The sequence below is a fragment of the Clostridium sp. AF34-13 genome (assembly GCF_003477845.1).
Lineage (GTDB): Bacteria > Bacillota > Clostridia > Lachnospirales > Lachnospiraceae > Butyribacter > Butyribacter intestini.
The window spans coordinates 1-24,252 of the sequence record NZ_QUEB01000026.1 but is presented as its reverse complement, the minus strand read 5'-3'; the positions used below and the strand labels follow the sequence as shown (position 1 = coordinate 24,252).

At 36.9% G+C, this 24,252-nt stretch carries 14 protein-coding genes; all 14 read left to right on the top strand.

Annotation, left to right across the window (positions count from 1 at the left end; genetic code table 11):
• Window positions 1-319 precede the first annotated feature (319 nt).
• Entirely contained in the window at window positions 320-553 is a 234-nt protein-coding gene (locus DWZ63_RS15070; protein WP_182431553.1) for a carbon storage regulator, read from the top strand.
• Between the two features lie 369 nt (window positions 554-922).
• On the top strand, window positions 923-2,545 hold the full coding sequence (locus tag DWZ63_RS16180; RefSeq protein ID WP_118500318.1) for a flagellin: 1,623 nt from the start codon (window positions 923-925) through the stop codon (window positions 2,543-2,545).
• 471 nt (window positions 2,546-3,016) lie between these two features.
• Complete coding sequence (locus DWZ63_RS15060; protein WP_118500317.1) at window positions 3,017-6,688, top strand: HD domain-containing phosphohydrolase; 3,672 nt, start codon at window positions 3,017-3,019, stop codon at window positions 6,686-6,688.
• On the top strand, window positions 6,685-7,887 hold the full coding sequence (locus tag DWZ63_RS15055; RefSeq protein ID WP_118500316.1) for a BMP family ABC transporter substrate-binding protein: 1,203 nt from the start codon (window positions 6,685-6,687) through the stop codon (window positions 7,885-7,887). The genes DWZ63_RS15060 and DWZ63_RS15055 overlap by 4 nt, the downstream gene beginning before the upstream one ends.
• 285 nt (window positions 7,888-8,172) lie before the next feature.
• Window positions 8,173-9,804 (top strand): glycoside hydrolase family 43 protein, encoded by a 1,632-nt coding sequence (locus DWZ63_RS15050; protein WP_243020685.1) that lies wholly within the window; start codon window positions 8,173-8,175, stop codon window positions 9,802-9,804.
• Window positions 9,805-9,824: 20 nt separating this feature from the next.
• A complete protein-coding gene (locus DWZ63_RS15045; protein ID WP_022014451.1) occupies window positions 9,825-10,070 on the top strand; it encodes a hypothetical protein in 246 nt (81 codons plus the stop codon).
• A 504-nt stretch (window positions 10,071-10,574) separates the two neighbouring features.
• Complete coding sequence (locus tag DWZ63_RS15040) at window positions 10,575-13,601, top strand: extracellular solute-binding protein (RefSeq protein WP_243020683.1); 3,027 nt, start codon at window positions 10,575-10,577, stop codon at window positions 13,599-13,601.
• A 25-nt stretch (window positions 13,602-13,626) separates the two neighbouring features.
• A complete protein-coding gene (locus tag DWZ63_RS15035; protein ID WP_022014449.1) occupies window positions 13,627-14,580 on the top strand; it encodes a sugar ABC transporter permease in 954 nt (317 codons plus the stop codon).
• Window positions 14,581-14,598: 18 nt separating this feature from the next.
• The gene (locus DWZ63_RS15030) at window positions 14,599-15,468 is read left to right on the top strand and encodes a carbohydrate ABC transporter permease (protein ID WP_055944080.1); all 870 of its coding nucleotides are present in this window, start codon (window positions 14,599-14,601) and stop codon (window positions 15,466-15,468) included.
• Window positions 15,469-15,500: 32 nt separating this feature from the next.
• A complete protein-coding gene (locus DWZ63_RS15025) occupies window positions 15,501-17,564 on the top strand; it encodes a YIP1 family protein (RefSeq protein WP_118500315.1) in 2,064 nt (687 codons plus the stop codon).
• On the top strand, window positions 17,557-19,920 hold the full coding sequence (locus DWZ63_RS15020) for a DUF5696 domain-containing protein (protein ID WP_022014446.1): 2,364 nt from the start codon (window positions 17,557-17,559) through the stop codon (window positions 19,918-19,920). Before DWZ63_RS15025 ends, DWZ63_RS15020 begins: the two co-directional genes overlap by 8 nt.
• Window positions 19,917-20,969, top strand: coding sequence for a sugar ABC transporter permease (locus DWZ63_RS15015; RefSeq protein WP_022014445.1), 1,053 nt, complete (start codon window positions 19,917-19,919; stop codon window positions 20,967-20,969). Before DWZ63_RS15020 ends, DWZ63_RS15015 begins: the two co-directional genes overlap by 4 nt.
• The gene (locus tag DWZ63_RS15010) at window positions 20,938-21,930 is read left to right on the top strand and encodes a carbohydrate ABC transporter permease (protein WP_118500314.1); all 993 of its coding nucleotides are present in this window, start codon (window positions 20,938-20,940) and stop codon (window positions 21,928-21,930) included. Before DWZ63_RS15015 ends, DWZ63_RS15010 begins: the two co-directional genes overlap by 32 nt.
• 496 nt (window positions 21,931-22,426) lie before the next feature.
• A complete protein-coding gene (locus DWZ63_RS15005; RefSeq protein ID WP_022014443.1) occupies window positions 22,427-23,995 on the top strand; it encodes an ABC transporter substrate-binding protein in 1,569 nt (522 codons plus the stop codon).
• Window positions 23,996-24,252: the final 257 nt, after the last annotated feature.

Here is a 24,252-nt window from a genome sequence, read left to right as displayed (position 1 = left end):
TATCCATTTTGTTACATTTTCGATTACAAGGCAAGGATATAGCAGTTTTCGGTTATAAATAGTATTTCATTAAATATTTATTTTAATTCAGTTTGCTAAAAATTATTGCTAAAAACTACATATGTAGTGTCAGGACAACAAAAAATTGATGCATTGAATAAGCACGCACTCTCAAAAGTACATTCAAGCTCAATATATTAAAGATTTACTTTTTGTCGTACTGGTATAAATCAATAAAAGACAGGCTGAGAAATAAAAATGTGATATGAAATAGCAGCTAAAAAAACTGCCGTAAATAAAATACAGGGAGGTAATGCAAATGTTAAGGCTTTCAGTTGAAAACAAAGAGTATCTCATGGTTGGAGATAATGTAAAGATTATTTTTCTCGGTGGTTCAGGAAATCATCACAGGATAATGATAGATGCACCGAAGGATGTGAATATAGTCAGAAGCAAAGCTCTTAAAAAACATATGAAAGAAAATGGGATAGAGTGTGAGTTTCCTTCTTACTATGAAGAAAAAGAGCATCCTGAAAAATATCGTAGAAAATAAAAATTTAGAAGCTGTTTTTGCATCGACAGTCCGCAAAGCGACTGTATTTATGGACAAGCAGCAAAGCGGATTGCGTATATCCGCATGGCTTTGGTAATAAATCGGTGAACAGATGATAATGTCTTATATTTTGATGTAATAGTCAAAAGCAGACAGAGATGTATGCTTACATACAAATTGCTATCTGCGGCTTGACTCTGAAAATCATATTTTTCAGATAAGACAGTGTGGATTTTTCAGAGTTTTATTAATCGAAAATGATACAGCGGCATCGTGCATTGATTTTATTATAAATAAAAATACAAAACAAATTTCACAATACGCTCACAAACGGATTTGGAGCGTAGGAAAAACACGGAGGTAATTATTATGGCAATGATAGTACAGCACAATATGTCAGCAATGAACGCTAACAGAATGTTAGGAGTAACAAGCAGCTCGCTTTCAAAATCAACAGAAAAACTTTCTTCTGGTTATAGAATTAACCGTGCAGCAGATGATGCGGCAGGACTTTCTATTTCAGAGAAGATGAGAAGCCAGATTCGTGGTTTAAATAAAGCTTCTGCAAATGCACAGGATGGTATCTCACTTATACAGACAGCAGAAGGTGCATTAAATGAGTCTCACTCAATCCTTCAGAGAATGAGAGAACTTTCAGTACAGGCATCAAACGGTACAGAGACAGATGATGACCGTGAGGCAGTACAGAAGGAAATCAGTCAGCTTCAGGAAGAACTTACAAGAATTTCAAGTACAACAGAATTCAATACAATGAAACTTCTTGATGGAAGCCAGGGTGGAAGTTCATCTACAACAGGTTCCGGACCAAAGTTTGGTGTAGTTGATGCTACATTGGATGGTGCACTTGTTACTTCAAATGTAGGAGGAATTAAGGTTGCAACAGCAGCCAGTGATGATACAAAAGTAGGGCAGGAGACAGCAGTTTGGGATAAGACAGGTAAAACATTAACTTTAAATCTTTCTAAGAATAAAGTTTATACTCAGGATGAGATTGATGATCTTATATCAAATGCAAAGCAGGAAGACAGCAAGGCAGAAGGTGCTCCGGCAGAAGTTAAAGTGACATTAAAGAATGGTATTTTCAATGCAGATGCGGATACTACAGCTGGAACAGCAACGGCTGCAGGTGTTAAGGCATCTTCTGATGCAGCAGAGGTTGCTGCTGATACATTTGTAGGTGCTAACAAGATTAAATTTACATCTAACAAATATGGAGCAGAATTTAATAATACTACATTTGATTTTGCTTTTGATAAGGAAGCTGGTAAAGAAGAGGTAGAAACAACTACAGCAATTACTACTGATGCTGCTAATGGTATTACAGAGGGTGCGTATAAAATTCATCTTGCAGCCGGTAAAGAATACACAGCTGAGGACTTAGAGGATATTCTTAAATCAGCAGGATTTGATTTTGATGTAACTTTAAGCGGAGCAACTCCGGATGAACCACATACATTGTTTGCAACAAGCGGAGCTACTACAGTTGGTACGATTACAATGGCGAATGGTGCAGGACTTGGAAGTACAAAAGCATTATGGGGACAGGATGGATATGATGGTGTTTCTTCAAATGCAGGAATTACTCTCCAGATTGGTGCTAATGAAGGTCAGACAATGAGTTTTACTATTGACGATATGAGTGCAAGATCACTCGGCGTAGATGCAAATAAGATTGACATTGCTACTCAGGATGGTGCTAAGAAAGCTACTACAACTATTGATGCAGCTATCAAGAAAGTATCTGCACAGAGAAGTAAACTTGGTGCTGTTCAGAACCGTCTTGAGCATACAATAGCAAACCTTGATACAGCCGCTGAGAATACTCAGACATCAGAGTCTCGTATCCGTGATACAGATATGGCTTCTGAAATGGTTGTATACAGCAAGAATAACATTCTTTTACAGGCAGGTCAGTCTATGCTTGCACAGGCTAATCAGTCTAACCAGGGTGTACTTTCACTTCTTCAGTAATGAAATGATATGAGATGTTTGTGGGATTGCGAAAATTGCCTGGCAATGGGACAATCCGTGATATCGTTTTCATAAGCTTAGATAAAAATAAGCTGTTTCATGCAAAGTAAAAAATCGCTGTGGAATATCATAGTATTATCAGATATTCTGCAGCGATTTTTGGTATATAGAAAAATATATAATGTCAAACGCACATTCAGATATTATTACATGAGGTAAACGTAAGCTGCGTAGCAGCGGCTGACAGTTTACCGGCAGGGTTATAAATGTAATAAATGGCAGGTTTAACTGTTATAAAACAAAGGCTCGAAATATGTCAAAAACTTGAAACTTTTCTGCATATATATTATCATTATTAAAACTGGGAGTATCAATGGAAAGAAAAACTTACGAGAGAAGCAGAGAAAAAAAAGGTTATCTCTTTTGCGGGAAACGACGGGGAACAGTGATTTAATCTGAGGAGAATAGCAAATGAAAAATAAAAAAGAATACATGATAATTTTTGTAACTGTAGCGGCATTGCTGATTGATATTTTAGGCAGGGAATTTGCCGTAAAGTTTGTATTGCCGGTGTGGACTGACTCGATAGGAACTTTTTTGGTCGCATATTTATACGGTCCCGTCTGTGGTGCTTTTGTTGGATTTACCAACAATATTATTTATGGAATATTTGTTGAACAGGAATTGATATATTGTGTTGTCGGAAGTATGCTTGGGATTATTGTGGGGATTTATTCAAAAAAGAGAGTCTTTGATAAACAGTTTACGACGATGACTTTAGGTATGGGGCTTGCATTGTTTTCGACTGTTATGGCAGTTATGGTAAACGCATTGTTATATAGTGGCAATATAAGTAATGTATGGGGAAATCAGGTTATGCTGCTGTGTGTTGACAAGGGACTGCCCAAATTTATTTCTTATATAGCCGGTCAGTTTTGTGTGGAATTTATGGATAAGATGCTGACTGTAGAGATAATGTATTTATTACTCAAAATTGCTCATTATATCAGAAAAAAACTCAACAAAAGATTTAAAACAATAACACAAATAATCATTTTAGCTGTAGTCATGGCAGGAGTTTGCTGCGGAAAAACAGACAAGACAGCGGCGGCACAAAATAAGTCAGTGCAGACTTCAAAAGCAGGATATACATCAGAGACAAAAGCAGGGAAAGTATCAAAAGCAAATTCAGAAAATAATAATTCAGAAAATAATAATTCGGAATATAAATCGGAATTGTACTCGGAATACAATTCGGAATTGTATTCCTATATACAGAAGCAGTATTCAAAGGATGAAGGGCTTTTATCAGGTGAGGCTAATGATATTGCCCAGACAAAGGATGGAAAGCTTTGGATAGGCACTTATGCGGGGCTTTTTAAGTATGATGGAGTGAAATTTGTCTGTTTTCAGGATATTAGTTCGGTCAAAAGTGTAAATTGCCTGTATGTTGATGAAGAGGGAAGATTGTGGGTTGGAACCAATGATAATGGTGTTACTATTTTTATCAATGAGGATGCCGTTAATGTGGTGGATGACCAAAACGGACTTCTTTCAAATTCAGTAAAGAAGATAGTATGTGATTCACATGGAAATTATTATATTGGAACTTCAGAGGCATTATCGGTAGTATCTCTTAGCGGAGGAGTCAAGGTGACAAAAACATTTAAAAACATAAAAAATGTGGTGTCAATGACTGCTGATGATAATGGAAATGTTGCCGGTGTAACTGAGAGGGGAGAAATGTTTTGGATAAGTGATGGCAAACTTATAAATACTCCGAAAGCTGTCAGAAAATTTAAGGATTGCAATGAAGTTTGTTTTTCAAAAGCCGGTCAGTTATATATTGGTACGACCGGAAATTCGATATACATATTTGATATGGAATCAAAAAAGCTTAAACTTAAAGATAAAATCAGGATAAGTGGTTTTGAATCTATAAATTACTTTTATCAGGCGGATAATGATAAGATGTTTGTGTGCTCAGATACCGGTGTGGCAGTTCTGGGTAAAAACGGCAGTTATCACAAGATAAATACAAACAATTTTAACAGTTCGATTGACAGTATGCTTGTTGATTATCAGGGAAATTTATGGTTTAGTTCGTCAAGACTAGGACTTCTTGAAATGTGTAAGTCCTCGTTTGAGGAGGTATTTCAAAATATTGGTATGACGGCGGTTGTCAATTCTACGGAAAAGTGGAACGGCATACTTTTTTGCGGTACAGATGACGGTCTGGTCGCTGTTAAGGGAAGAAAAAAAGTAAGCAATCCGCTTACAAAAAGGCTTCAAAATGTCAGGATAAGATGTTTGAAAGCAGACAGCAAAAATACATTGTGGATAGCCACAACAGAAATGGGAATATATAAAGTTACAATAAATAAAAATGGCGGGTATGACATTAAAAATTTCACTGATAAGCAGGGAATACCGGGGATGCGGTTCAGAAATATAATCGAATGTAGTGATGGCAGGATTATGATTGCAGGAGATTACGGTGTTGCAATTATGTCGGGGGACAGAGTTGTAAATGTTCTTGACTCAAAGGATGGTATGCTCAATGAAAAGTCTTTATGTCTGCTGGAACATAAAGATGCGTGTTATGTCGGTTCGGACGGTGGCGGAATAACTAAAATTGACAAAAACGGCAAAGTGACGCAGATAACAAAAAAAGACGGATTGTCATCGGATGTAGTTTTGCGTATGGTTAGTGAGACGGTCTATGGCGGAATGTTTATTGTTACAAGCAATGGTCTTTGTTATATGTCTAAAGATGGTAAGGTCAAGAGTCTTGATAAATTCCCGTACAGCAATAATTATGATATAGTCTGCAATAAGAATGGAATCTGCTGGGTGCTTGGCAGTGCGGGAATCTATGAGGCAAAGATAAAGGAATTGATTAAAAATGTGAGAAGTGATTATCTGCTGATAAATTCAAAACATGGTCTTAGAGCGTCACTGGTTGCAAATTCATGGCCATGCAGGGAAAGTGGTGCTTTGTATCTTTGCTGTGATACAGGTGTGGTAAAGGTAAATATGTCAGACGGCAGTAAGGGTGATGATTCATACCGTATGATTATGAATTATGTTGAGATTGATGGCGAAAAGGTGGCAATAGACCGTATAGATACATTAAAGATGTCGGCAGATTCAAGACAGATTACATTTGCACCGGAGATATTAAATTATTCTGTGAAAGATCCGTATATAAGTGTTAAGTTAGAAGGACACGACACAAAGAGGAGGACCTGTCTGTTAAGTGAGTTTAATAAGATAACATATACTGATTTAAAAACCGGCAGATATGTGTTTAAAATATCAATTTTAGATGGCTATGATGGAAATATTATAGAATCAGGAAGTTATATTATTGATAAAGAGAATGAAATGTATCAATATTGGTGGTTCAGGCTTTATATCTGTATCATAGCAGGGCTTGTGCTTATATGGCTTACATGGTTTATTACGAGAACCTGTATGCAGAGGACAATGCTTAAACAGAAGCTCGAACTCGAATATGCAAAGAAACAGATTAAGATGAGCAATGAAACGATTCTCTCAATCGCACGCACCGTTGATGCAAAAGACTCCAATACAAGTCAACATTCATACAGGGTATCAGAGTATTCGGTTGCGATAGCAAAAAGACTTGGTTTTTCTGATGAAAAATGTGAAAATCTCCGCAAGATGGCGTTACTTCATGATATAGGAAAGATTGGAATACCTGATGCGATATTAAATAAGCCGGCGAAACTCACAGATGAAGAGTATAAGATAATGAAAACTCATGTAACGCTGGGTGCTGATATATTAAAGGATTTCACGCTGATAGATAATGTAAATATAGGAGCATTGTATCATCATGAAAAGTATGACGGGACAGGTTACTGTTACGGACTAAAAGGTGAGGATATTCCTATTGAAGCACGCATTATCGGTATTGCGGATGCGTTTGATGCGATGACGGCAAACCGTGTATATCGAAAGCAGCTTGACATTGATTATGTGACAAACGAATTAAAACGCTGCAGTGGTACACAGTTTGACCCGAAACTGGTTAAGATAATGTTGTCACTTATGGATGAAGGTATCATTGATGTGGAAAGTTTATACGCAAGATCAAAAGGAGAAACGGAAGAATGAAAAAAAGATACGCATTATGCCTGATAACCTGTATTGTCATGACTTTATGTTTGTTTGGAATACATAATCTTACAAAAACGGAAGAAAAACATATTAAGGTTGGTTTTATTTTTGTAGGTGATGAGATTACACCTTATACAAACAATTTTATAAAGGCAAGAAATCATATCAAGGAGGTGTATGGCGACCGGATAGAATGTGTTACGACATACAATGTGACAGAGGGGCAGATTGAAAAACCTTTGCAGGAGCTTATCGACGGTGGGTGTGATTATATAATTGCGGCGAGCTATGGTTATGGGCCGGATGTCAAGGCGGTGGCAAAAAAATATCCGAATATACAATTCTGCGTACCTACAGGAGATAATGCAAATGAAAAGCCGGTTTTGTCAAATTATCATAACTGTTTTGGAGAGATATATCAGGGCAGATATGTGTGTGGAAAAGTAGCCGGAATGAAGATAAAGCAGATGATAGATGAAAATATCATTACAAAGGAGCAGGCAAAAGTCGGTTATGTGGCGGCATTTCCGCTGCCGGAAGTAATATCGGGATATACATCATTTTATCTTGGTGTCAGGTCAGTAGTACCGGAAGCTGTCATGACAGTGAAGTACACAAATACCTGGTCGAGCTATTCTACGGAAAAACAGGCGGCAAAAGAGCTGGTTGATGAGGATTGTGTTGTTATATCACAACATTCAGATACGGTCGGACCGGCAGCTATATGTGAAAATGCTCAGAGGGATATACCGGTATATCATGTAGGGTACAATCAGAGTATGACAGATATTGCACCGACAAGATCGCTTGTAAGCTGCTGTGTGGATTATTCAAGCTATTTTGAGCAGTCGGTATATGCCTTATTGCATGATAAAAAGATAGAAGAATGTATTGACGGCCGTACCTATAAGCAGGATGCCATGGCAGGGATTGATAAAGGCTGGGTAAGGATACTTGATATAAACGAAGCAATAGTGCCAAAAGGAACAAAGGAGATGGTTGAGGACACTATAGAAAAAATTGAAAAGGGAAAACTCGAAGTGTTTTCAGGTCCTTTTACCGGTGTAAGTGTATTTGACCCGAATGATAAGATAAATCTTAATACTCCGTATAAAGAAAATGCAAATTCATCTTCACCGTCTTTTAGCTATATTCTTGATGATGTTATCACTATTGAAAAAATGAAAGAAGAGTGATAAGTCTGCTGTACAGCAGCGGCTGACAGTTCACCGGCAGTTTTATAAATGTAATAAATGGGGGGCTGGACTGTTACATTTTGTTGTGTTTATTTATATTTTTCACTTGCTTTTCAGTCAGATGTTTGTTATATTTAACTATATAAAAGTGTAAATTATTTTAAGTTTTTGTCAAATATAACAACTATCCATGGATGACAGGACAGAAGTGGAAAAGAAAAAGATGAAAAATTAAAATATGCAGAAAAGGTACACGATTTTGGAGATTTTTTATCGGAGGTAAGTATGAGAAAATTAAGTAAAAAACTTGTGAGCTTAGGTACTTGCATAGCTATATGCAGTACCGCAATATTGGCAGGTGGCTGCAGCAGTTCAAAAAATTCATCGACATCAAACGGAGGAAAGATTGATATGAAAGCACTTGAAAAAGAGGAAAAAGAGTTAAAGCCTGATTATACGGTGAAATATGACGGCATAAAAAAGGCATCCATAGATGCAGGTGTAAGTGTCCATGATCCTTCTATATTAAAGGTTGATGATACATATTATATTTATGGCTCGCATATGTCTACTGCAAAGTCAACTGATCTTAGAAACTGGACAAGTATCGGTGACGGATACACAACGGACAATCAGGTATATAAAAACCTGTTGACAAATGAGAAAGCGTTTAAGTATTCAGGTGGAGCGTTCAGTGCTATTCCTACTGATGACAACGGAACTCATGTATGGGCACCTGATGTTGTATATAATAAGGAGTTAAAGAAATATTTCATGTATTATTGCACATCATCAACATGGAATGCATCAAATCTGTGCTATGGAACTTCTGATTCTCCGGAGGGACCGTTTGAGTGGAAAGGTGCTCTTATCTATTCGGGATTTACTTCGGATACTCTTAAGTATACGGATGTCTGTGATTATGTTACTGAAGATTATGCAAAGAAACATTACATAACAAGTAACGGTGGCGACTTTGAGGAATACAATTATAATGAGTGTCCTAATGCCATCGACCCTACTACATTTTATGATGAGGACGGAAAGATGTGGATGGTCTACGGCTCATGGTCAGGCGGTATATTCCTGCTTGAGATTGATGAGAACACGGGAAAAGTCATTCATCCTAAAGCTGATGAGAAAAATGATGTTGACGCATATTTTGGAAAGAGACTTATCGGCGGCGGTCATGTAGCGATAGAGGGACCGTGGATTGAGTATGACAAAGAAGCCGGTTATTATTATCTGTTTGTATCGTATGGTTCGCTTACAAGTGACGGCGGTTACCAGATAAGAGCTTTCCGTTCAAAGAAAGTTGACGGTCCTTATGTGGATATGAAAGGAAATACACCAAAGCCGGACTCAGGTGATGAATCATTTTTTGGTCTTAAACTTTCAGGAAACTATATGCTCCCTAGTCTTGAAAAGGCATATAAGGCAACGGGTCATAACTCAGCACTTATAGATAGTGATGGAAAGAGATATATCGTAAACCATACGAGATTTGATGATGGAACAGAGGCTCATGAGCCGAGAGTGCATCAGTATCTTCTTAATGAAGACGGATGGCCATGTATGCTGCCTTATGCGACAGACGGCGAGACGGTTTCTGAAAAAGGTTATGATAATGAAAAGATTATCGGAGATTATTATGTTGTAGACCAGGACACAACGGTAGACGGTGAGATAGCAAAGCCGTTTAAACTTATCTTTACTGATAAGGGCAGTGTGTTTGGAAAAGACATAAAAGGGATATGGACTGTTAAGGATGGTACATACTATGTTACGATAAAGTATGACGACGAAGAGTTTAAAGGCGTGTTCTGTGATATGAAAGATGAGGCAGGCACAAAGTGTATGACATTCTCAGCGGTAGGAAAGAATAAGAGCCTTTGGGGAGTAAAGTATTATAAATAGAAGCAACGGAGGAAAGGCAGATGGCAAAGAAAATTGATGCAAAGTTGAAACGACAGATAATAGATGTGAGTAAGAGCGTGGCTGCGTGGGTGTTTGTGACAGCGGCATCTTTTGGCTATTGGCTTGTGGTGCTTCTGATTGCTTCGCTTGTGCTTCTCAATGTATGGCATGTAACATTTGACTCCATACTAAAATATTCATTTGTACTTATGATAATAACTTCGGTGGTTTATCTCGGATTTCAGATTAAGAAATGGGTGAGATGACAGTAGAGGGTTTATGTTATGGCTTAACTGTTACAATTAATGAATTTAAAATTCCGGATGAGATATATCCGGAATTTTTTTGGCGGTAAACAAATTTGGCATATAATGAAAATGCGTTTTGAAATATCAGAATATATATTTTTTTTCACAATTTTTTATAATAAAAATTATTTTTAGTATAAAAAAGTTTATTGAAATTTTATGATTGAGATAATTGTAAAATAAATCAAATTTTGTTTAGTTGTTTCTAAATGTTTTATTTTAGGACAAATTTAGAAATTGTATTGTGCAAGGTGTATTAAGAATGGTACTGTTGTCAAGTGGGTTTTATGTGCATATTGCTAAAAAGTGGCTGAAATTTGTTATCAAGGTGAAAGAAATATACAACAATTTGACTATAGTTGGCATTGACTTTTGTTCAAAATCATAGTATTATAAAATAAACTAAAGTAATTTATGAAAATATAAAAATACTTAAGCAAGAAACAATTTAAGGAGGAAGTTATGCGGCACAAAAAAATTGGAGGTAAGTTTAAAAAGACAGTTGCTGTCGGACTTATCGTGTCAATGGCACTTGGGTCTGCAACTCTCAGAAGTTTTGCGAAAGATGTAAGTGACGATAGTACATCAGGCTCAAAAACTGAAAGTTCGGATTCAGACAGTAAGTCATCAGTGACATCTGAAGAGTATTCCAGTGAGAGAATATCAACGATTTATACAAATATCAGCAAAAAATATAAATTGTCTGATTATACCGGTGAAGCGGTTTCGATACCGGTAGACAGTTCTGTTACGGGAAACAGCAAAAGTTATCTTACTACTAAAGTTAAAGGCTATGAAAAAAATAATAAAGTTCTTGATCTGACAAGTGGTAAAAAAGTAACACTTGATTTTGAGGTTCCGGAGGACGGTCTTTATTATATGAATTTTGATTATCTTTCATATGATGAATCAATACTTCCGGTTTCAATGAAGATGAAGGTAGACGGAGATTATCCGTTTTACGAATGTCGAAGTCTTGAGTTTGAGACAACATGGAAATTAGGTGATGAACCGTCATATGACAGATATGATAATGAAGCGGTTACAATTCCAAATAAGCAGATACAGTGGGAAAGCAAATATCTGATGGATTCAAGTTATCGCCATTCAGATCCGCTTAAAGTTCAGCTTACAAAAGGAAAACATTCCATTGAACTTAGTGTTGACGAAGGAAACTTCCTTTTAGGAAATATCTCCCTTGAGGCACCTGTAACTGTTGAAGAATATAAAGGTTCTTCTGACAAAGCAGATGGAAAAGAACTTATTACGATTCAGGGTGAAGATTATACGACAACAAATGATTCAGCTATTCACGGCGTTGCCGAGTATGATACAAGTGTTGATCCATATCAGGCTAAAGATACGGTATTAAATACGCTTGATTCTGATTCATTCAGTACGGCAGGTCGGAAAGTAACATATGAATTTGAAGTTAAGACAGCCGGAAATTATAAGATTGCAGCAAACTATCGTCAGTCAGAAAAAACAGACTTCCCTGTATTCTGTGATGTTGCAATCGATGGAAAAGTTCCAAACAGTGCATTTAAAGATTACAGCATGGCTTATACTACAAAGTATAAAACAGCTACCATGCAGGATTCAAAAGGTGAGGATTTAAGTGTACATCTCGAAGCAGGAAAACATACGATTTCTTATACCATAAGCATGAATCCTATTTCATACATTATGGAAGAGATTGATGAAGTAATGTCAGATGTAAATGACCTTGCACTTGAGATTACAAAGGTTGCCGGTACAAATGCTGATAAGTATCGTGACCTCAAGCTTTCAAAGTATATTCCAAATCTGGAAAAGACACTTTACAGTTATTCAGACAGACTTACAAAGCTTGAAAAGAGTGCTGTTAAGTGGAGCGACAGTGACAAGAATGTAGCTGTTATGTCGTCACTCATTATTGCAGCAAAGCAGTTGAAGAGTCTTGCAGACAGTCCTGATTCGATTCCATATCGTATAGACGAGTTGTCAACAAGCTCAAACTCAGTAAACCATTATCTTGCAACAACGATTGATAACCTTATTGCAAACGATCTTGCAATAGACAGGATTTACATTTATCAGGATGGAGCAAAACTTCCATCGAAGCCGGGATTTTTTAAGTCTTGTGCGATGAATGTTTCAAGATTTGTGGCATCATTTACTGACCAGGCTTACTCAACAAAGAATACAAACAGCGATCATATACAGGTCTGGGTAAACCGTTCAAGCCAGTATGTGCAGATTATGCAGAAAATGATTGATGAAAAGTTCACACCAAAGACGGGAATCAATGTTGATATAAGTATCATGCCTGACCAGTACAAACTTGTACTTTCAAATTCATCGGGAAATGCACCTGATGTTGCGACAGGTATCAACTACACGATTCCTTATGAGCTTGGTATCAGAGGTGCACTTGTCAATATGGCACAGTATGATGATTTTAAAGAATCGACAGATGGTTATGAGCCGGGATTCTTTATGACAGGTTCAATAAATGATGGTATTTATTCAATGCCGGAGACAATGAACTTCTGGGTATTGTTCTACAGGACAGATGTTCTTGAAAAACTTAATCTTGAAATTCCGAAGACTATGGATGATGTAATAGATATGCTTCCAAAACTTCAGATGAGAGGTTTAAATTTCTATTATCCGACAGCAGGTATGACGCTCATGAGAAACTTCCATGGTACTACACCTCTTATCGTGCAGAATGGTGGTTCACTCTATGCTAAGACGGCAGCCAACGGCACGGCAATCGGAAATGAGAAGTCGGTAAACGGATTTACAAAACTTACGGATTTGTTTACTGTTTATAATATGCCTGTCAATGTTGATAACTTCTATCAGCATTTCAGAAATGGTGATATGCCTATCGGAATTGCGGATTATGCAACATTTAATATGCTTACAAATGCAGCTCCTGAACTTTCAAGTTCTTGGAAAGTTGCACTTATCCCAGGTACTCAGAAATCAGACGGAACTATTGACCGTTCAGTCTGTGGATGTGCTGAGAGCAGTGTTATCTTTAAGAGCAATTCTGAGAGACAGAAAAAGGCATGGGAATTTGTTAAATGGTGGTCTTCAACAGAGACACAGGCAGAGTTTGGACAGACTATTCAGATTACATATGGTGGTGAATATATCTGGCCTACGGCAAATACAAAAGCGTTTGCACAGCTTCCTATAAATTCTGATACAAAGAAGATTGTTGAAGAGACAGCAAAGAATGTTAAGGACGTTGCGAGAGTTCCGGGTACATATCTCCTCGAACGAGAGATGAGTAATACATTTAATGATATTGCCGTAAACGGTGATAACGAGCAGACGCGTATAGACAAGGCGGTTAAGACCGTAAACCACGAGTTTGAAAGAAAACTTGAGGAATTCGGATATAGTGACAGTGATGGCAAAGTAATAAAAGATTATAAAATTCCAACTTATGAATCTGTAGAGAAACTGCTTGGCAGAACAGATGATGACGAATAATATAATCGGAGGGATGAGAAAGAATATGGCTAACGAAAATAAAGAAAAATTAGTTAGAAAGCCCGGTAAGAAGAAAACCGGCATTAGAAAAAGAGAAAATTCAAACACAAACGGTTATCTCTTTATGCTGCCATATGCTCTTATGTTTGTGGTATTCATATTACTTCCGACAGTATTAGCGGTTGTACTTTCATTCACAAACTTTAATGCGATTCAGTTCCCAAAATTTGTAGGATTTTTGAATTACATTACACTTATTACAAGTGATGAAGTATTTATGCAGTATGTATTGCCAAATACCGTATTGTATGCGGTTGTTGTAGGTATCGGAGGATATATTTTATCCTTCGTGCTTGCATGGGCACTTTGTAACCTTACAAAAGTTCCAAGAACTATATTTGCCCTTATCTTATACTCACCGAGTATGACAGCAGGTGTTGCGATGACAGTTCTCTGGAAGGTTATCTTCTCAGGTGACCAGACAGGTCTTTTGAATGCATGGCTTATGAACCTCGGTCTTATAGACGAACCTATCATATGGCTTGTAAATACAAAATACCTTTTACCTATAGTTATTATCATAGGTCTTTGGTCTTCAATGGGTGTAGGTTTCCTCTCAATGATAGCAGGTATCTTAAACTCAAATGAAGAACTTTATGAAGCAGCAGCTATTGATGGAATCAAGAATCGTTTCCAGGAAATGATATACATAACAATTCCTCAGATGAAACCTCAGATGTTGTTCGCAGCGGTTATGGCAATCGTAAATGCGTTCCAGAATGGTCTTATATCTACACAGCTTACCGGTAATCCGTCACCCGGATATGCGGCACAGCTTATTGTAAACCATATAGAAGATTACGGTTTCTTAAGATACGAGATGGGTTATGCGGCAGCAGTTTCAGTTGTATTGTTATTAATCGTTCAGATATTCTCGAAAGCGGCAAATGCACTTTTGACGGAAAAAGACGATTTTTAAAAGAGGAGGAAAAAAGAAATGGCATATAAAGGCAAGAGAATTAATCCTCAAAAGTTTGAAAGAGGACAGATTAAGATTATCGCCATATTATTACCTCTCGTAATATTCATGGCACTACCAATCGTGTTTATTGCAAACCATGCGTTTAAGCCGATGGATGAGTTGTTTGCATTCCCGCCTACATTCTTTGTAAGAAATGCAACACTTGAAAACTTCACAAAGCTGATAAAGTTCAGCCGTACGGCAGGTGTTCCACTCAGCCGTTATGTATTTAACAGTTTACTGGTTACGGGACTGACAGTAGGATTGTCACTTCTGTTTACAACATTTGCGGCATTTGCTCTTGCAAAGTTAAAATTCAAGGGCAGACAGCTTATGATGAATATAAACCAGCTTGCTCTTATGTTTGTTGCAACAGCAGTTCTTATTCCAAGATACCTTGTTATCTGTAAAGTAGGACTTATCGACAGCATATGGGCACATATCTTACCATTGCTTGCTTATCCGGTAGCACTTTTCCTTGTTAAGCAGTTCGTGGAGCAGGTTCCTGACTCACTTATCGAAGCAGCTTACATTGATGGTGCAACAGACTGGACGGTTTACAGAAAAATTATTATTCCGATGATAAAACCGGCTATTGCAACAGCAGCAATCCTTGTTTTCCAGCAGGTGTGGGTAAACATGGAAACATCAAACTACTATGTAAATGATGACAGTATGAAAACATTGACTTTCTATATGAACTCACTTGTCAATGTAAATAACACAGTCTCCGGTCAGGGTATGGCGGCGGCAGCCTCACTTATATTGTTTGTTCCTAACCTCGTGTTATTTATCATACTTCAGAACAATGTCATGAATACAATGGCACATTCAGGTATCAAGTAAATGAAGCTAGAGGAGGAGAAGGAACAGACATTATGAAAAAGAATAAAAATTTATTTAAGATTGTTTCTGTATTGCTCTTGGCATTCGTAATAACGCTGTCAACAGGATTGAATTCCGTAAGTGTTTCTGCAAACACACCATATCGTACATATACAAATGACGGTTATGGACGGACGATGGAAACACAGACAGCGTACCTTGCACAAAAGACACTCATAAAATTCGGCAATGAATTTATGAGCAATCCAAGTGATATGTACATAACTTCTGACGGCACGATATATGTTGCTGACACAGGTCATGGGCGTATCCTGGTTGGTACAGCAGACGGAAAGTTATTAAACATTATCGGTAAAGGAAAGTTAAAAACACCAATGGGTGTATTTGTAACTTCCGACAAAAAAATTTATGTGGCTGATAAAGATGGAAAAGCGGTTTTTGTTTTTGATCAGAACGGAAAAGTTTTAAACAAGTACACAAAGCCGGATAGTCCGCTTTATGGTGAGGGACTTGACTTCCTGCCGCAGAAGATAGTTGTAAATGATGCAGGTGTTATGTATATCGTATGTCAGTCAAATACAAACGGTATCGTCGAGATTTCGCCGGAAGAAGGCGGAACATTCCTTGGATACTTTGGTACAAACTATGCATCAGTGAGTCTTCAGACTATTATCTATCGCGCTATTCTTACTGATGAGCAGAGAGCAAAGATGGTAAGTAATATGCCATCAACACCTGATAACCTTTCGATAGATACGAAAGGACTTATCTACACGGTAACGCGTGGTGATGAGAATATGTCTCTTAAAAGACTTAACATCGCAGGTACAAACCTTATAAAAGGCGGTGTGAGTGATTATGATGAATCACCGGCGGCAGTTACAACAGGTAACCATGATAACATCTATGTTGCATCATCACAGGGTTACATCTACGAGTACAACAAACAGGGTGAACTTCTCTATGTATTCGGTGGTACTGATGATGGTACGCAGAGAGTTGGTCTTTCAACGCAGGTTACAAGTATTCAGGTAGATTCTAAAGACAATATATATGTACTTGATTCTGATAAAAAACAGATTCAGGTTTATGAGCCATCAGAATTTACACAGCTTTTGCATAAGGCACTTTACCTTTATTCAAAAGGTCATTATACGGAAAGTAAGAAACCATTGCAGCAGGTTCTTCAGATGAACAGTATGTTTGATTATGCAAACAAGGCTATGGGTCGTGCATACTTCCAGGAAGAAAATTACGACATGGCACTTAAATATGCAAGACTTGCAAAAGATTATGAAGGATATTCAGACGCTTTCTGGGAAATACGAAATGAGTGGCTTAAAGATAATATTGTAGCAGCACTTGTGATAATAGTTGCATTGTGGGCAGCATTTAAGATTGTGAAATCTCTTGATAAAAAGAAGGGTATTCTCGCAAAACCTAAAGCAGCTATTGCAAACTTCAAGCAAAAGACATTTGTCGCTAATGTATGCTATTCAAAATATTTTATGAAACATCCTATTGATGGTTCATACGGAATCGCAAGAGAGGGCAGGGCATCATGGTCTGCACCGTCATTTATACTTCTTGTATTTATGATAGAGTATGTAATCAACAAATATCTCTGCGGTTTCTTACAGAAAACAGTAAGAGAAGGAAGATATGAGATTTTCTCAGATATTGGAAAGATTGTCATTGTAATGGCAGCCATTACATTATGTAACTATCTTGTATGTACTATAAATGAAGGTGAAGGTACGATAAAGAAGATTTATACATACTTCTGCTATTCACTTCTTCCATATGTAGTATATATACCATTTAGTTTCATATTGACACATATACTTACAACTAATGAGCAGTTCCTTATCACACTTCTTCAGTATGTAATTTACGGATGGGTAATTGTACTTGTGATACTTGGCATAAAAGAAGTAAATAATTACACGGCAAAGGAAACAGCCAAGGTTATCTGTATAACAATATTTACAATTTTGATTATGGCACTCCTCATATTCATAATTTATGTATTATGGGCTCAGGTATTTGAGTTTATCAGTGCCGTATTTGGAGAGGTGGTGTACCGATTTGGCTAAGAATAAGAAAAAAATCATAGCAATAGTTAGTGCATTGGCACTTTTAGTCGCAGCGGTACCGGTTATGTCACAGGCGACCGGTGTTGATTCTGACAATGATGCAACAAGCACATCAGATGCAACAAGCACATCAGATGCGACAAGTTCAACGGATGCCTCTTCACAAAAGAAAGAAGAGGAGAATACAAACAAGATTAAAAGTGACGGTGAAGTTGTTCAGGATGGTGCCGTAGGTAAGGTTGACAAGTCAAAATGGATAACACTTAAAGATTACAAACTTGTAGCCGAGAACGACACATACAAAATGTTTTTATATGAGCCTCGTCTTTCAATAATGCTTCAGAATAAGAAGACAGGAAAAATCATGGAGTCTACACTTAGCGATGAGAAGGATGATGGAAACAGTAACAGCGTATGGAACGGTTATATGAAATCAGGTATTGTTATCAATGCCATCAAAGACGCAAAGAATACATATCAGGTTGATCTTATAAATAACCAGAATACGATAAATGTAAACAAAGAGTCAGACGGATTTACGGCAGATATTTATTTTGATGAATATCAGTTTGGACTTTCAGTAAATGTAAAACTTGACGGTGAAGATGTAGTAGTATCTGTTCCGGATAAATCTATCAAAGAAGATGCAGATGGTATCTATATTTCAACAGTAAGTCTCTTCCCTCTCATGGGATACACATATCTTGATGACGAAGAAGGATATATGCTTATTCCTGATGGAAACGGAGCACTTATCAATCTTGACAATAAAGAGGGAAGATATACAACGGGATTTTCCCAGAACATTTACGGAAGTGATGCCGGATTTGATGATTCTGAAGTAAAGACTTATCTCTGGGATAAGATTGATATGGTAGAAGATGCAAATGAAGTCACCGCACCAATCTTTGGCATGGCTCATACAAAACAGCAGCTTGGATATATCGCAGTAGTAGAAAGCGGTGACAAGCGTGCGAGCATTGAGGCTCATCCAAACGGAGTTATGGTAAATTATAACCGTTGTTTTGCAAAATTTAAGTTGAGAGATATTTATGTTCAGCCTCTTAACAATTCAAATTCAGGTACGGTTACAAAAGCAGAAGAAAAACGCACTCACATGGATATGACAGTAAGATATATGATGCTTTCAGGTGATGACGCAAACTATTCTGCAATGGCAGCAAAATACCGCAATTATCTTCTCGACAATGGTCTTGTCACAAAGAAAGACGACTCATACAACACAAGAGTTGATTTCCTTGGAACAGACAGAGAAGAATTTCTTGTAGGGACAAGGGCTGTCACAATGACAACAACAGAAAACATCTCTGACATATTTGGAGAGTTAAAGAAAAACGGAGTTGCAAGTCTTATATCAATGTATAAGGGATGGCAGAAAGGCGGTCTTTATAATGTGCCCGTCACAAAGTATAAAGCTGACAGACATATTGGCGGAACAGGTAAGCTTACAAAACTTATAAAAGATTCCGCAAAAGACAATTATCAGTTGTATCTTTACAATGATGCATTAAGACTTAACCCGTCAACAAACAAGCTTACATATGATATGATAAAGCAGGTCAACAAGAGAACATTTAAAGAGGAAGAAAAGAAAGAAGTATATGATACTTTCTATTATCTTACTCCATCAAAAGCCAACGAAGACCTTAGTGAGTTAGTTTCTTCATATACGGATGACGGAGTGAAGAATCTTGCAATAGCAGGACTTAGTAATACAATCTTTTCTTATAGCCTTAAAGGGAAGTTCTATACAAGAAATGACACTGCAAATGACAATATAAAGCTTATCGGCGATGTAGCAAAGAAAACAAATCTTGTACTTGAACAGCCAGTATCTTACCTTTGGAAAGATACAAATGCATTTCTTGATATGCCTCTTGGCTCATCAGATTATATGTATGTTGATGAGGAGATACCTTTCCTTTCAATGGTACTTAAGGGAATTATTCCAATGTATTCAAATTATGTAAACTTTGAAGCAAATAAACAGGAATTCCTTTTACAGATGGTTGAAGCCGGTGTTTATCCGTCATTCTATGTGACATATGAAAATTCATCAGACCTTATATATACGAACTCGTCAGATCTTTACAGTACGGAGTACAAGACATATAAGGACACTATCGTTAAGTATGATAAGGATTTAAGAAAACTTAATGAGGTTACAAAGGGTTCGGTTATTAAGAAACATGAGAAACTTAACAATGGAGTTACAGTAGTAACTTACGACAATGGCACAAAGATCTATGTAAACTATACAAGCGTTTCAAGAACGGTAGATGGTGTAAAGGTCGGGGCTATGTCATATTCGTATAAGGCAGGTGAGACTGAATGAGTGAAGAAATGAAGAAGAAAAAGAAAATGACAAAAGAAGAGAAAGAGCAGTTAAAGCAGTTAAAGAAAAGTGCTAAACCCGGAAAACTTGCTAAGAGAGATGCGATTACCGGTGTACTGTTTATATCGCCATGGATAGTCGGTGCGATTTTATTCTTAGCTTACCCATTGATCACATCGTTCAGGTATGCATTAAATAATATCAGCATCACACCACTTGGTATGAATTTTAACTTTGTAGGTTACGGGAACTTTACACAGATACTCTTATCAGAGTCGGATTTTGTTACAAATCTTATAGACTATGTGGTATCAACTGTTATATCAGTACCTATTATAGTCGTGTTCGCACTTATTATATCTATGATGCTTAATCAAAAGATAAAAGGTAAGGGATTCTTCAGACTTATCTTTTTCCTTCCGGTTATCATCGTAAGTGGTCCTATCCTTGGAATGTTAAATGCCCAGGGAGCAGGAAGTATCACATCTATCGATACACAGGCAATAACAGAGGCAATAAAAGGATTTATGCCTGCTGCACTTGCAACACCTATTTCAAAACTTTTTGAGAATATGGTAACAATACTCTGGTATTCAGGTGTGCAGATACTTATATTCCTCTCAGCATTACAGAAGATTGACAGATCAATGTATGAAGCTGCAAAGATCGATGGTGGTTCAGGATGGGAATGTTTCTGGAAGATAACACTTCCAAATATCAAGCCAATGATACTTTTAAATATTGTATATACCATAGTATTTATTTCAAACAACGATCAGAACTCGATTATAGGACTGATAAAAACAGCAATGTTCTCAGGAACGGAAGAAAAGGGTTATGGATATGCATCAGCGATGGCGTGGTTGTATTCAGTGGTAGTTCTCCTTATTGTAGGTCTGTTCTCACTTGTATTCTTAGCTAAGAAAGATGTATATGAGAAACAGGTTAAGAGAGCAAAGAAAGCCCACAAGAAAGAACAGCGTCAGCTTAAGAAGATAGAAAGGAGGAGCGCAAGAAATGCCAAGAAGAACGCAAAAGCAGCAGCCTAGTACGGCAGTTGTATCAACACAGCCAAAATTTACAAAAGAAAAGTTACACAAATTCCTTTTAGGCTCCAAAGAGAAAGAAGGATTCTTAAAGGTATTTGTTATATATGCACTCCTCATATGTATCGGATTTATATATATTTATCCTATTCTTTATATGGTGAGCCAGAGTTTCATGACACTTGATGACCTGCTTGATTCTTCAATCAACTGGATACCGTCAAAGTTAAATTTAGACAACTATAAACAGGCAGCTCAGAGTATGGATTTCTGGAAGTCTTTCGGACAGAGTATAATAATTGCCGGTGTACCTACACTTTGTAATCTTCTTTCGTGTTCTGTAATCGGATACGGACTTGCCCGTTTCGAGTTCCCTGGAAAGAAAGTTGTACTTGGAATCATCCTCTTTACATTTATTCTTCCAAGTCAGATTACAATGATACCTACATATGTACTTTATTCTAACATGGGTATTCTTGGAACAATCTGGTCATTTGTACTTCCGGCACTCCTCGGAATGGGTATAAATGCACCGATATTTATATTGATATTCTGGCAGTTCTTCAGACAGGTGCCAAAGGTACTTATCGAAGCTGCACAGATTGATGGAGCAGGATATCTTAAGTCATTCTTTAAAATATCACTTCCATCTGCATCACCTGCTATCATTACAGTATCACTTTTCTCATTTGTATGGTACTGGAATGAGTCATATCTTACACAGATGTATGTATCAGGTGTTACGACAAAATCGGGCTGGTCATCACTTGTTATCAAGCTCAGTGACTTCGCATCAAACTACTCAGATTATGCACAGACTGCAACAACAGCCGTAACAAGTATAAATGAGTCGATAAACATGGCGGGTACAATGCTCAGCATACTCCCATTGCTTGTAATGTATTTCGTTCTCCAGAGATACTTCGTAGAGAGTATTGATAGAACAGGTATTACAGGAGAATAAAGAGTTAAATTGTATAACAATTTAACTCTGCAAAAAAACCATATATGCAAGTTTTTTTGCTAAGATTAAGCAAGAAGTAACATGATTTAACTTTGAGAAGAGTATTTCTAAGGCTGCAACGAACGCAGCCTTAGAAGTAGAAACTTCGCAAAGCAGAGTAGTTACACGAATTTGCTAAGATTAAGCAAGAAGTAACATGAATTTGTTCGGATTAAGTAGAAAGTAACAGTTCAGCCTTTCATTTTTGAAATGAAAGGCTGTTTTGTCAATTATCTTTTTATAGATGAACTGTTACTTTAAAACAAAAAATCATTAATGGTAAGTTTTGCATTGGTGATTTTTTGTGTTTTTTGTGAATAAAAATGTATAAATTGTAAATGACTTCATAAAAAGTTAAAATATTTCACAAAAAACTATAGCATTTGTGAAAAAAGTGTGATATAATATACAACATAAAATGAACTAAAAAGTTATCTAAATATTAAGGAGGAAAACTATGAGGAAAAAACTTATGGCACTTCTGCTCGCCGCATCTATGGTAGTAGGTATGACAGCTTGTGGAAGTAATGGCGGTTCCGTTTCAAAAAATAGTGCAAAGGATGTTTCCGGAAAATATGATGAAACAACTATTGATGGAATCAAGTATAAGAAAGCAAAGGATATTACAAGTGATAAGATTGAGCTTACATATTATCACTTTGATCAGGATGAAACAGTTAAGTATCTTGCAAAGCGTTTCATGAAGATTTATCCAAATATTAAGGTAAATGTTAAATATCAGAATGTTGCTAAGTACAATGATTCATTACTTACAATGGTATCAAATAAGGAAGCACCTGATGTAATTATGTTCTCAGATGCAGATTTTGCACTTAATAACAGACTTGTGATGGATATTTCATCATATTGGAATTCTGATCCTGAGACAAAGGAAGTTGCATCAACAGTTAATGACTGCGGACTTGGATGTTACGGAACAGAAAAGAGATATGCAGTACCTGTTAAATTCTTCCCTGGTGTTATGTATGTTGACAGAAATGTATTATCAACACTTAATGTTAAAACACCTTCAAGAAACTGGACATGGGATGACATGATTAAGCTTATCAAGGATACTACAGTTAAGAAGTCATCAGATGGTATGGCTTATTATGGATGTGGTTACTACAACAGACTTGATTCATACTATGGAATTGCTGCTAAGCAGACAGTTCAGGGTGAGTTCGGTTTTGACGGTACACAGTTTGACCTTACAGCATGGGCTAAAGGTGAGCAGCAGTTTGCAGAACTTAAACAGGGTGGATATATCGCACCTCAGACACAGACACTTGACATGGAAAGCTGGATGGGTGACTTCGATGCATGGTGTGGAGCTTCAAGCCATGTAGCACTCTTTACAGAAGCATTCTGGACATATCAGGGAACATGGGCTACAAAAGCATTCCAGAAATATAACCTTGATATCGTACCTTATGTAATTCCTGCAGTAAGTAAGGAAGATGCTTCAAAAGACCATCATTCAATCGCAACTATCGACTTTGGTGGTGTTACAACATCTTGTAAGTATCCTCGTGAAGCATATGAGCTTCTTAAGTTCATGAGTTTTGGCCAGGATGGATGGAAGACAAGAATTGAGCTTTACAATGATGAGAGCCAGAAGAACTCTAAGGGTCTTGCACTTAAATATGATGTTATGCCTGCACCTATCACAACAAATTCAGACATCTGGAATGATTATATCAAGATGTATTGCAAGGGTATGGATGATGAGCATGTTAAACTTTGGAAAGAATACTTTGCAAGTTGTATGCAGCCTATCCCATACGGATGGACAAGTATCGCAGGATACTGGAACTATTGTAATGAGTACTTCAACAAGATTGATATTCATAACAAAGTTGACAGCGGAGAAAAGAAAGCTGCTGATTATATAGACGAAGCAACAAGAAAAGCTAACTGGTATCATGCAAAAGCAATGCTTAAATACTTCGGAAAGAGCGGTTATAATGTTCTTTCAGATGCTGACATCGCTAAGTATGAGAAGATGGAAAAAGCTAATAAATAATTAAGTTTTTTGAATTTAAAGCGAATATAAAAAAGAGGAGATTCCGAAAGGTTTCTCCTCTTTTTTATGTTATAGGAAAATGTTCGTAAAGTAGTGGGGCACCAGGAGCAAAATGCTGTTTGTGCTCTTTTCTATATAAAAATAATAAAATATTTGTATCTAAAAAGATATAAATTTATGTAACAGTTCTACCATAAAAAGATAATCAATAATACAATGAGCAAGCTCAAGTATTGTCAATTATTTTTTATGGCTGA